Below are 11,273 nucleotides of genomic sequence, written 5' to 3'. Positions count from 1 at the left end.
CGCCGCGATCACCCGACTCAACGATCATCCTCTCGGCCGGCCGCCCGCCGAACGGCGACCGCCGACCTGGCCGCTCGACGCGGACGCCGCCGGCGGCGGATCGCTCTACGAACTCGGGATCCACTGTTTCGACCTGCTGGAGTGGCTCTTCGGCGAGCTCGAGGTCCGCGACGCGGCGCTCGGGCAGGCTCTCGACGTGCCGGTCGAGGACGCCGCAACCGTCCTCCTCAGGGCGCCAGAGACCGGGACCGCGATCACCCTTCACTGCGGCTCCTACCAGTGGGAGGAACTGCCCGAGGTGAACACGCGGCTGCGTCTCGAGGGGATCACCGGGACGATCTCGAACGAGGAGTTTCTCCCCGACAACTTCTACGCGAGCGCGGCCCGAGCGGCGCTCTCGAACGTCGTCAGTCGGTTCACCGGATCCGAGCCCGATATCTTCGGGCCGACGTTCTACCTCCAGGCGCACTACGACGCCCTCGCCGACTTCTGCGAGGCGGTCCGCGAGAACGAGTCGCCGCCGATCGACGGGAGCGACGGACGGCGGGCGCTCGAACTGGCTGAGCGGGCCTACGAACTGGCCGCGTCGGAGCCGTCGGCGATCGGCGTCGAACCGTCAGAGGTGATGCGATGAGTTCCGTCCGGGGGACCGCGATCGCGACCGGCTCCCACCGCGAGGGCTGGACGCCGTCCGTCGAGACGCGGATGGCGGCGCTGGAAACGCCGATCCGGCGACTGCTCGAACCGCGCATCGAATCGCTCGCGGCGGCCGACGGGATCGCGATCGTTCCCGACGCGCACTACCCGTTCCATCCGTCGTCCGGCGTCGTTACCGACCCGGCCGTCGTCGGCGCGCTCGTCGCGACCCTCGAGCGAGAGACCGGCGCGGCCGTCGCCGTCGTCGGAACGAGCGGGGTACTGTCGTTCGACCGGACGGCCGAGTTTCTCGGCTATCCGGACGTCCTCGACCGGTTCGGCGCTGAACTCGTCGACGTCGACGACGCGGCCTCGCGCGTCACCGAGACGCGAACCGTCGCCGATCGATCCGTCGCGCTCGCCGTCCCGGAGCGGTTGCTCGAGGACGCCGTCGTCCCCGTCCCGTCGCTGCGGCCGACGCGCGACGGGCCGGTCGCCGGCGGGATGCGGACGCTCGCTCGCCTGGTCGATCGATCGACCGACGCCGGGATCGCCGCGGCCGCCGCCACGGCCGCCGTCGACCCGGTCTGTTCGGTTCTCGACGCGACGATCGCGTACGCCGGCGAGCCGTACGCCGCCGACGCGTTGCTCGCCGGACCGATTCCGGCGGTCGACGCGATCGGCGCTCGGCTGCTCGATCGCTCGCTCGACGAGGACGAGGCGCTTCGCTACGCGAAGTCGCCGGAACCGGACGCTGTCGACGTCGACGGGGTGGACACGGCCTCGCTCCGGGAACGGCTCCCGTCGGGCGAGTTGCCGACGACGACGAACCCGCACCCCGCCGTGTCGCTCGCCTATCGAACGTACGCGGCGATCAGCGGCGACGTCGTACCGCCGCAACTCGACGGGGGACCGCGATTATGACCGACGGGGCCGTCGCGGCCGTCACCGGGGCCACCGGCTTTCTCGGGTCGCACCTCTGCGAACGGCTCGCCTCGGAGGGCTGGACGGTCCGGGGTCTCAGCCGGCCCACGTCGAACCGCGACGGCCTCGACGACGTGGAGTGGTACGTGGGCGACGTCTTCGACGGCGAGACGCTCCGATCGCTCGTCGACGGGACCGACGTCGTCTTCCACCTCGCCGGGATCGGTCTCTGGAGCGCCGGCCCGGAGACGGTCCAGCGGGTCAACCGGGACGGAACGCGAACCCTCCTGGAGGCGTGCGAGGACCGCGATGCCGGGCGCGTCGTCTTCACCAGCACCGCCGGAACCCGTCGGCCTCCGGCGGACGGCGAGGAAGCGGTTGCCGACGAAGCGGACGTCGCCGAGCCGATCGGCGCCTACCAGGCCTCGAAGGCGGCGGCGGAGGACCTCGTCGACGAGTACGCCGAGACGGTCGGGGACGCCGTCACCGTCCACCCCACGTCGATCTTCGGTCCCGGCGACGAGGCGTTCACGGCGCAGTTGCTCGCGATGGGCTTCGAGCCGACGATGCCCGCTCACCTGCCCGGCGGCCTGAGCATCGTCGGCGTCTCCGACGTCGTCGACGGCCTGCTTCGGGCGTACGACTCCGGCGACTCCGGCGAGCACTATCTCCTCGGCGGCGAGAACCTCACGTACGATCGGGCCGTCTCGCGGATCGCCGAGTACACGGACGGCTCCCCCGCGCGGGTCCGAGTCCCGGCTCTGGCTATCCACGCGGCAGGTCCCGTCGCCGAGGCCGTCCGCACGGTCACCGATCGTCAGGTATTCCCGTTCGATCGCGAGATGGCGAAACTCGCGACTCGACGGCTGTTCTACAGTTCGCGGAAGGCCAACGAGGAACTCGGCTACACCTACCGCCCGCTCGAACACCACCTCCCGGAGACGATGGAGTGGTACCGATCGGGGATGGGGTGAGCCGGTTCGAGTCGACGTCCCCGAACTACCGGGGACCGCTCCGTCGAACGGTTGTTCCGCTGTACGTGTACTATTACAATGGCTCGACGGCGGCTAGCCTCGATCGATGCGGATCCTCGTTTTCGCCAACACCCCCGCACACGTCCACCTGTACCGCAACGCCGTGGCGCGCCTCGAAGACGCGGGCAACGACGTCCTCGTGCTGACGCGGGAGTACGCCTGTACGACGGACCTACTCGAGTTCTTCGGCCTGCCGTACCGGGTGTACGGCTCCCACGAGACCGCCGGCTACTCGAAACTCGATTTCGCGGCCGAACTCGGCGGCCAGCTGCTGTCGATCGCGATCGAGTCCCGGCGGTTCGCCCCCGACGTCGTCTTCGGCCGGGGACCGTACGCCGCGGCCGCGGGCACGCTGACCGGAGCGCCGATCGTGCTCGTCCTCGACGACGAACCCGGCGATTTCAACCACACCGTCTCGCGGCCCTTCGCCGACTGCATCCTCTCTCCCGCGGTCACGCGTCGGGATCTCGGTTCCGCCCACTACACCTTCGACGGTTTCAAGGAGTGCGCCTACCTCCATCCCGCGGTCTTCGATCCCGACCCCGAGGTTCGAGACTACCTCGGCGTGGGCTCCGACGAGGAGTACGTCCTCGTCCGGTTCAACGCGCTCGACGCGCTCCACGACACCGATCTGGAGGGGTTCGATCGCCGCCAACGGCGGGCCCTGCTCCGTCGGCTCGGCGAGCGCGCGACCGTCTTCGTCTCCGATGAAGGCGGCGAGATGACTTTGGAGGGGCTGCCGGCCCGCCCGTACGACCTCCACCCGGCGCTGATCCACGACGCCATGGCCGAGGCCGCCCTCGTCGTCTCCGACACCGGGACGATGGTCACCGAGGCCGCGCTGCTCGGCACGCCCGCCCTCCGGTACCGCGGAACCGACGAACACGAGTACGGCGAGTTCCGGGAACTCGAACACGCCGGCCTCGCGGAGCAGTTCGACGCCTTCGATCGTCTGCTCGCTCGCTCGCTCGCGCTCCTCGCGGACGACGGTGCGAACGACCGCTGGGAGCGACGGCGACGGGAGTACCTCGGCGACCTCGTGAATTTGACCGACGTGCTCGTCGACGTCGCCCAGTCGCGCGGCGACGTCGATCGGCTGGGAGCGTCGGTGCGCCGGGACCTGCGGCCGCGATCGCGCTCGGGATAGCGCGTTCGGCGCCGATCGCGGACGGAGCTCGACGGGGTCCGTCGGTCCGATCGAAACGCGGAAAATCGAGTCGGTGCGGAGTTACTCCAGGTAGCCGAGGTCGGCCAGCCGCTTTTCCACCGCTTCGTCCGCGGTCTCGACCGCTTCGTCCGCGTCGAGCCGCGGGTACTCCTTCGAACCGGCCGGGTCGACGCAGGGTAGCGGCGTCCCGTCCATGCGTTCGTCGTACGGCACGTCGAGCGTCGAGAGGACGGTCGGTGCGACGTCGAAGAGGTGGGCGCTCCCCACGCCGGCGTCGTCATCGGCCGCCGCTCCCCGGATGGCGATCGTCCCCTGGAGCTTGTGGTTCCACGGTTCGCTCGGCGGGCCGAACTGCTCGTTGCGCAGCGTCGCCGAAAGGAAGTGATCGAAGTCGGACGGCACGGTCACGACGTCGACCGCGCGCTCGCTTTCCGGGCCGTGGAAGTACGCCTCTCTGGGCTGTACGTCCTCGAAAACGGACTCGCCGTCGGGGGTTTCGACCGATTGGAGGGAGTCGATCAGCCGATCGCGGACGGCGTCGTACTCCTCCGGCGGGACGACGCCGTTCGGCTCGCGGCCCGCGAGGTTGATGCGGACGCCGAGTTCGATCCGCGAGCGCATGTAGGCGGTTGACGACGGGAAGTCGACCTGCGTCGCGCCCGCGTTGACGAGCGCGGCGGGGACGTGTTCGGCGACGACGTCCTCGATGCCGAATCGTTCGGCGACCCGACCGATCCGCTGGCTCGTGATGCCGACCTTCGCGGCGGCGGCCATGACCCGCTCGGTGACGCCGCGGTCGGGCTTCGTTGCCTCCTTTCCTCGCTTCAAACTGCCGTCCCGAACCGTCGCCCACGTCGGCATCCCCGCGCCGCCGCTGACGGCCGCGACGTCGCCGCGCTCGCGAAGGAACTGGTTCACGCGGAACTCGTGGCCCTCGTAGGGCCCCATCCCGTGGTCGCTCGCGACGATCACGGTTTCGGGCTCGCAGGCGTCGAGGATCCCGGCGAGTTGCTCGTCGACCTCGCGGTAGATCGATCGGATCGCCGCGTCGTCGTCCGGGCGCTCGTGGAAGATCGAGTCGGTCGCCTGGAACTCGACGAAGCCGAACTCCGGATCGAACCGATCGGCGAGGTAGCGGAACGCCTCGCCGCGCATGCGAACGCAGTCGGTGTAGGCCGCCCCGAGCGGATCGTTTTCGTCGGGGTAGACGCGGTACTCGCCGATCGCGTCCCGCACGTCCTCCAGGAGGCCGTTCGGATGGCAGTCGGGATCCTCCGGGGCGGTGTACCCCGGGATCAGCGCGCCGTCGAACGGTCGCGGCGGGTGCGTTACAGGGACGTTGACGACGACGCTGGTGATGCCCCGCCGATCGAGCAGTTCCCACAGGGTCCGCTCGCGCACGTCGGTCGCGTTGACCACGTCCCAGTCGTAACCCTCGAATTTCAGGAAGCTGAAGACGCCGTGCTTGCCGGGGTTCATCCCCGTGTAGAGCGAGGGCCACGCCGACGCCGTCCACGGGGGAATCTGCGACTCGAGCGCGCCGCTCGCCCCGTTCTCGTAGATCGCTTCGAGCGCCGGGAGGTCGCCGTTCTCGAACAGGGGGTCGAGCACCCGATCGCAGGCGGCGTCGATCCCGACCAGCAGCGTCCGGAGTGAAGAACCGCTCATAGGTGACAGATCTTCAGCGTTGAACCTTCGTTATGGGTTGAATTATCGTTGTGACAGTCAATCATCCGTATACATCGTTTCGTTGTTTCCTTTCACACCGAGACTACCGTCGCGCGGCCGCCGCAATCTATCACTTGACGGAATCGTACAGCGACGCGACCGTCCGCATGCCCCACGACCCGTACTCGATGCTGTAGTAGGTTCGCAGTTCGGGGTTGAACTTGGCCTTGTAGCGGTTGATCCGAGGCGTGTCCGCGCCGATCAGGTCGTACGCCGCGAGGCCGCGATCGAGGGCGTCCTCCATCACCGCCCAGTCGAGCAGATCGTTCGTCGGGACGTCGACGTCGGCGTCGGTTCGAACGCCGCCGAGCCACCGGCCCGTCGTGTCGCCGTGCTCGAGCGCGAGGATGCCGCCGACGAACTCGTCGTCGACGCGGAGCGTGTACGGCTTGACCGCGCCGTTGTCGGCCCGATCGGCGAGATCGAGCACGAATTCCGTCGGCACGTCGAAGGTGACCCCCTGCGATTCGTATCGGTTTCGCACCTGCTCGACGATCGCGCGGATCTCCTCGTCGCCGCCGACGTACGTCTCGTAGGCGTCCTCGTCGGTGTTCGTGATGTTGCTCCGAGCGTCGCTGCTGAAGGTCATCAGCAGGTCCTCCTCGTCCCGATCGAGGTCGACGACGTAGGTGTACTCCGGCGTCACGTCGTACTCGTTCCACTTGAACGGCCGCGAGTCCTCGAACGCGGTCGACGTCCGCAGGTGGGCGTACTTCGGCGCCAGTTCCCGCTCGATCCACTCGAAGCAGCCGTCCATGAACCGCTTCCGCCGGCGCTCGCGCTTGCGCTGTTTCAGCTTGCCCATGTTCAGAAACGCGGGGCCGAGGTACGGAACGCGAATGCGCGGCGGCGGCGAGAACGCCGTCGTGACGAACTGCTTCTGGATTTCGAAGACGGGGAACAGACCCACCGGTTCCTGCCCTTTGAATCCGATCAACGGGTGCAGTTTCGCGTCGGCGTGTTCGGCCTGCACTCGCAGGGCCTCGTGCTCGTGACACAGCGTTCCCTGGGGCGATCGCTCGACGTATCCGTTCCACTTGTCGAGATCTTCGTCCGTCGCGGCTCGAACTTCGATGCTCATCCGTCGATTCCCTCCGTTCGATCGGCGCGGCCGGCCGCAATCCGGTATCCCATGCGAAACGGGTCGCCTCACACGTACTTTGTAAGCATTCTGTTTCTCCCGCCGCAACCGTACTGTCAGGATCGCCGGCACGTCGCGCGCGAACCTCGCGTTCGCGTAGGCGACGCGTTCGATCCCGTCAGGGACCCCCTTCTCGCCGCGTTCCTCGCGGCGGTCGGGTCCGATCGGTCACCGATCGTAGCGGACGCCGCGAACCGACCGATTCCGGGGCCCCGGCCCCGTCGTACGCCGATCGCGTCGACGGCGAGCGGCGGCTCGTCCACGCTTTCGACCGTCGGTATCCGATAACTAACAATGGCCGATCCGATTGAGCGCCAGATAACCAGTAGTTTCGATGAAAGACGTCTTGACAAAACCGTTCGCGGCGATAGAACGACGAAGCAGAAGCCTCCTCGCTGGCGCGCCGATCGATCTGTTCGTCGCGGGCGGCTTCGCGCTCGTCGCCGCCGTCCTGTTGGTAGTCGTACCGACCGGTTCCCGGCTTCTGCGAGCGGCGATCGGCGCTCCGTTGTTGTTTTTCGTTCCGGGATACGTGACGCTCTCCGTACTGTTTCCGCGCGCGACCCCCGTTAGCGGGGCCGCGGGGCCGATCGCCCAAACTCGGGAACTCGGCGACGGCGAACGCGCGGCGATCTCGTTCGGATTGAGCCTCGCCTTGCTCCCGCTGCTCGGGCTGGCGATCGCGACGACCCCGTGGGGATTCACCGCGCCGGTCGTCGTCGGGGCGGTCAGCGGGTTCTCGGTGGTCGGAAGCTGCCTCGCGATCGGTCGACGGCTCGCCGTTCCCGCCTCGGAGCGGTATCGGGTGCGGCTCGGTCGGCGACTCGGCGCCGTTCGCGCGGCGACCGTCGGCGCGAACTCGTCGGTTCGCGCGATCGTCAACGTCGCGCTCGCGATCAGCATCCTCCTCTCGCTGGCGACCGTTGGCTACGCGTTCGTCGCACCCCAGCAGGGCGAACAGTACACGGACCTGCGACTGCTTACGGAGGACGGTTCGGGTGATTTCGTCGCGGCGGGCTACCCCGAGGAGATCGGGCCGGACGAGTCGATTCCGCTCGTCATCGCGGTCGAGAACCAGGAGCGCGAGGACATGGAGTACACGGTCGTCGTACAGGAACAGCGCGTCGAGGACGGCGAGGTCGTCGATCGGACGGAGTTACAGCGGATCGGATACACCGTCGGCGACGGCGAAACCGCCTACGGCGAACGGAACGTTACGCCCACGACGACGGACGGCGACGTCCGGATTTCGGTACTGCTCTACCGGGGCGAGGTACCCACGACGCCCACGAGCGATAACGCCTACCGATACACGCACGTCTGGACGGAGGTGACCGACAGCGTCGGCGACGAGCCCGGCGAGGGCGAGGAAAGCGAGGGAGAGAACGCGAGCGAAGCCGATGGCGGGGGTGAGGAACCCGAATCGGACGGTGACGCGGATGCCGGAGACGGGACCGGCGACGAGGGCGGTGACGAGGAGGGCGATACGGGTGACGGAGGCGACACGGATGAAGGTACGGACGGCGGTGACGGTGGCGGTGAAGACGAGAGCGGAGGCGACAGCGGTGAAGATGAGAGCGGAGGCGGCGGTGAAGACGAGGGTGAAGGCAGTGGCGATGGCGGTGGCGATGGCGGTGAAGGTGAGGGCGATACGGGCGACGGCGGTGACACGGATGAAGGTGCGGACGGCGGTGACGGTGGCGGTGAAGACGAGGGTGACGGTGGCGATGAAGGCGAGGGCGGAGGCGGATAATTCTCCGGACGCGGGCCGGAGATCGAGGTAGTTATCGGTCGCAGCCCCGATCGGGACGGCGTCGGCCGCGAACCGATCGACGAAGATTCCCGTCGCTCGGCCCGATCCGGGGCCGATCGGCGGCGCTCCGCGGAAACTCGGATCTCGGTTAATCGACTTCATAACAATGGCACGATAGGGGGAGTTCGGGGTATCCGGCCTTCCGATCAGGCACTCCGGAGGTACATAATGAAACCCCGATCCACTATCGATCGATTCGCATCGCACGCGCTCTCGGCGGCGCTCCTATCGGCACTGGTCGTCCTCGGACTCATAATCGGCGCCGGCGGCGCCGCAATCGACGCGACCGCCCAGGACGGCGACGGGGCGAACGAGTACTCGATCGTCCAGGGCGAGGAGTGTTACCCCATCGAACCGCTCGGCAACGGCTCCCAGACCGTCGAGGAGTTCTACGATTACCGAACGGCGGAGACCGACCCGATGGCGCACACCTACAGCTCCCACGGAACGACGCACTTACAGGAGAACGACACGAGCAACCTCTTCCTCTACGAGGGGAGCGAGGGGACGAGCCTCGTCTTCCTCAACGATCGGCTCGGGGGCGACTCCCCCGGCGGCGCGGTGACGATGCAGATCGACGGGCTCCCGGAAGAGGGCGAGTGGGTCCTCGAGGACGACGACTATAACGTCAGGGTGGACGGCCCGCTTGACGAGTTCACCCACAACGGGACGTCGAGTCGCATGACGTGGGTGTACAAAGAAAACCGGACCGACGGTGCGGCGTTCCGCGGCGGACTGGACGACGAGTTCGCGATCGAGATCGATCCGGCGTTCAACGACGACGCCGACTTCCAGGTGTACGAGAGCGAACTTACCAAGTGGCAGGCGATCTCGGCGACCGACGGCGGCCACGAGCGAACCGCGCTCGAGATGGATGAACCGATCGTGCTCCAATCCGGCGGCTGCGGCTCGATCTCGGTCACCGATCTGTCCGTCGCGGAGACGGCGACCACCGGCGAGTCGATCGCCGTCGAGGCGACGGTCGAAAACGACGGCCACACCGAAGAGACGGCTCCCGTCCCGATCACGATCGACGGCGAGTCGGTCGACGAGCAGGAGGTGACGCTCGGTCCGGGAGAAACCACAACCGTCGAGTCGACCGTCGAGTTCGACGAGCCCGGGACGTACACCGTCGGTGCGGGCAACGCCACCGTCGACGTGACCGTCACGGCGAGCGAATCCGGATTGGACGACGTCCCCGGATTCGGCGTCACGGCGGCAGTGGCGGCGTCCGCGTTGGCGCTCCTCGGACTGGCGATCGGCATCCGCACTCGTCGATCGTAAGTTCCTTCCGACGGTCGTTGCGCACTCGTCCATCGTCTTCCGGCGGCATTCGCTCCGTTGCAGTTTCGAAACCGACGACGAATCGCCGATCTCCGAATCGAACAAGCCGCTACCTCGATTATACGCCCTGTAACGGCCCGTATGGCACCTCCTACCGACATCGATCTCGAGGGGCCGATCGGTTTCGTCGCGCGAACTATCGGGGGTATCACCACCTGTCGTTCGTCGCGATCGGAACGCGAACCGTTCAGGGGCGCAAACGATGTCATAACAATTTGAAGATAGCCTGTTGCCAGAGGTGAGATGAACCAGTCTCAAGACGATCGCCTTCCCAGAAAAACGGCGTTCGCGACGATCGGCCTCGTAGTCGCCGTCGTCCTCGGGGCGACGGTCGGTGTCACCACCGTCGGCGCGGCGCCAGTACAGTCGAATTCGGAGCAGTACTCCGTGGTACAGGGAGACGAGTGCATGACGATCGAACCGCTCGGACATGGCCACCAGTCCGCGACGGAGTTCTACGACTACCGAACGCCGAACACGACGGACCAGAACGCTTCCGACCACTCGTTCACGTACAGCTCACACGGGACGACGAATCTGCAGGAAGACGATACGAGCATCATGTTCCTGCACAAGAGTCGTGACGGCCTCAGTCTCGCCTTCGTCCACGATCAACTCAACGGAAACACCTCCGGCGGTGCGGTGACGATGCAGGTCAACAACCTGCCGGAAGACGGCGAGTGGGTCATCGAGGACGACAACTACCCCGGAGCCGACGACGAGTTCGATCACCGGGGAGCGACGAGTCGAATCTCCTGGACCTTTACTGAAGGTCGAAGCGACGGTGCCGTCTTCAACGGGGGTCTAGATGGCGACTTCGCGATCGAGATCGTCCCGTTCTTCAATGACAACGCCGACATGCAGCAGTACGATGGCGAGATCTCCGACTGGCAAGTCGTCTCGGGGCCGCCCCACGATCCCCAACGGACGTCGCTCAACATGAGCGAACCGATCACGATCCAGTCCGGCGGCTGCGACTCGTTCTCGGTCACCGACCTGACCGTCGATGAGAACGCGTCGGTCGGCGAACCGGCCCATGTCGAGGCGACCGCCAAGAACGACGGGTCCGGACCGGTGACGGGAACCGTCCAGTTCACGGTCGACGGCGAAGTGGTCGACCGACAGCAAGTCGAGCTCGGTCCCGGCGAGACGACGACCGTTGAGTCGACCGTAGAGTTCAACGAATCCGGAACCTACACCGTCGGTGCGAACGATCAGACGACGGACGTGACCGTCGACGACGACGAATCGATGCCAGGGTTCGGTATCGTCGCGGCGGCGCTCGGGGCGCTTCTGGTCGCCCTCGTCGCGCGCGCTCGGCTGTAGCGCACTCCGCTTCGGCCGCAGCGATCGCGCGGAACCGGCTCCCGAACGATCACACTGTATTTCTCGGCGATCGGTGGCGAGCGGCGAGACCGGATCGGTCCGCTCTCGTCGTCCACGCCACGTCGTCGTCCGCGCCGGGTTCTCGATCCCAGCGCGGAA

Annotated in this window: 9 protein-coding genes; 7 read left to right on the top strand and 2 right to left on the bottom strand. The window is 67.2% G+C overall.

From position 1 onward, the window contains the following. The first annotated feature begins 196 nt into the window (after window positions 1–196). The 4 genes from MUH00_RS22350 (at window position 197) to MUH00_RS22335 (ending at window position 3,741) form a co-directional block, all read left to right on the top strand. Entirely contained in the window at window positions 197–634 is a 438-nt protein-coding gene (locus MUH00_RS22350) for a hypothetical protein (RefSeq protein ID WP_247004879.1), read from the top strand. Beyond that, window positions 631–1,560 carry a DUF362 domain-containing protein gene (locus tag MUH00_RS22345; RefSeq protein ID WP_247004878.1) on the top strand — a complete coding sequence of 310 codons (930 nt, stop codon included), beginning with the start codon at window positions 631–633 and terminating at the stop codon, window positions 1,558–1,560. The genes MUH00_RS22350 and MUH00_RS22345 overlap by 4 nt, the downstream gene beginning before the upstream one ends. Then, window positions 1,557–2,534: an NAD-dependent epimerase/dehydratase family protein gene (locus MUH00_RS22340; RefSeq protein WP_247004877.1), complete on the top strand. Its 978-nt coding sequence runs from the start codon at window positions 1,557–1,559 to the stop codon at window positions 2,532–2,534. The genes MUH00_RS22345 and MUH00_RS22340 overlap by 4 nt, the downstream gene beginning before the upstream one ends. 106 nt (window positions 2,535–2,640) lie before the next feature. Further along, window positions 2,641–3,741: a DUF354 domain-containing protein gene (locus MUH00_RS22335; RefSeq protein WP_247004876.1), complete on the top strand. Its 1,101-nt coding sequence runs from the start codon at window positions 2,641–2,643 to the stop codon at window positions 3,739–3,741. 81 nt (window positions 3,742–3,822) lie between these two features. Here the strand turns inward: MUH00_RS22335 and MUH00_RS22330 are convergent, their stop codons facing one another. Then, complete coding sequence (locus tag MUH00_RS22330; RefSeq protein WP_247004875.1) at window positions 3,823–5,430, bottom strand: alkaline phosphatase family protein; 1,608 nt, start codon at window positions 5,428–5,430, stop codon at window positions 3,823–3,825. 130 nt (window positions 5,431–5,560) lie between these two features. Then, window positions 5,561–6,571: a GNAT family N-acetyltransferase gene (locus tag MUH00_RS22325; RefSeq protein ID WP_247004874.1), complete on the bottom strand. Its 1,011-nt coding sequence runs from the start codon at window positions 6,569–6,571 to the stop codon at window positions 5,561–5,563. Between the two features lie 394 nt (window positions 6,572–6,965). On the opposite strand from MUH00_RS22325, the gene MUH00_RS22320 reads away from it, so the two are divergent. The 3 genes from MUH00_RS22320 to MUH00_RS22310 all read left to right on the top strand — a co-directional run bounded on the left by MUH00_RS22320 (window position 6,966) and on the right by MUH00_RS22310 (window position 11,114). Continuing rightward, a complete protein-coding gene (locus MUH00_RS22320; protein WP_247004873.1) occupies window positions 6,966–8,384 on the top strand; it encodes a DUF1616 domain-containing protein in 1,419 nt (472 codons plus the stop codon). A 228-nt stretch (window positions 8,385–8,612) separates the two neighbouring features. After that, entirely contained in the window at window positions 8,613–9,728 is a 1,116-nt protein-coding gene (locus MUH00_RS22315; protein ID WP_247004872.1) for a CARDB domain-containing protein, read from the top strand. Window positions 9,729–10,031: 303 nt separating this feature from the next. Beyond that, window positions 10,032–11,114 carry a CARDB domain-containing protein gene (locus MUH00_RS22310; protein ID WP_247004870.1) on the top strand — a complete coding sequence of 361 codons (1,083 nt, stop codon included), beginning with the start codon at window positions 10,032–10,034 and terminating at the stop codon, window positions 11,112–11,114. The last annotated feature ends 159 nt before the right edge of the window (window positions 11,115–11,273 follow it).

Source organism: Halosolutus gelatinilyticus, from assembly GCF_023028105.1.
GTDB lineage: Archaea > Halobacteriota > Halobacteria > Halobacteriales > Natrialbaceae > Halosolutus > Halosolutus gelatinilyticus.
This window is presented reverse-complemented; position numbering and strand designations above follow the sequence as displayed.

Bases quoted from the DNA above. Each gene is read 5' to 3' on its own strand.
- MUH00_RS22345 (WP_247004878.1), top strand. From the start codon at position 631: ATGAGTTCCGTCCGGGGGACCGCGATCGCGACCGGCTCCCACCGCGAG.
- MUH00_RS22340 (WP_247004877.1), top strand. From the start codon at position 1,557: ATGACCGACGGGGCCGTCGCGGCCGTCACCGGGGCCACCGGCTTTCTC.
- MUH00_RS22335 (WP_247004876.1), top strand. From the start codon at position 2,641: ATGCGGATCCTCGTTTTCGCCAACACCCCCGCACACGTCCACCTGTAC.
- MUH00_RS22330 (WP_247004875.1), bottom strand. From the start codon at position 5,430: ATGAGCGGTTCTTCACTCCGGACGCTGCTGGTCGGGATCGACGCCGCC.
- MUH00_RS22325 (WP_247004874.1), bottom strand. From the start codon at position 6,571: ATGAGCATCGAAGTTCGAGCCGCGACGGACGAAGATCTCGACAAGTGG.
- MUH00_RS22320 (WP_247004873.1), top strand. From the start codon at position 6,966: ATGAAAGACGTCTTGACAAAACCGTTCGCGGCGATAGAACGACGAAGC.
- MUH00_RS22315 (WP_247004872.1), top strand. From the start codon at position 8,613: ATGAAACCCCGATCCACTATCGATCGATTCGCATCGCACGCGCTCTCG.
- MUH00_RS22310 (WP_247004870.1), top strand. From the start codon at position 10,032: ATGAACCAGTCTCAAGACGATCGCCTTCCCAGAAAAACGGCGTTCGCG.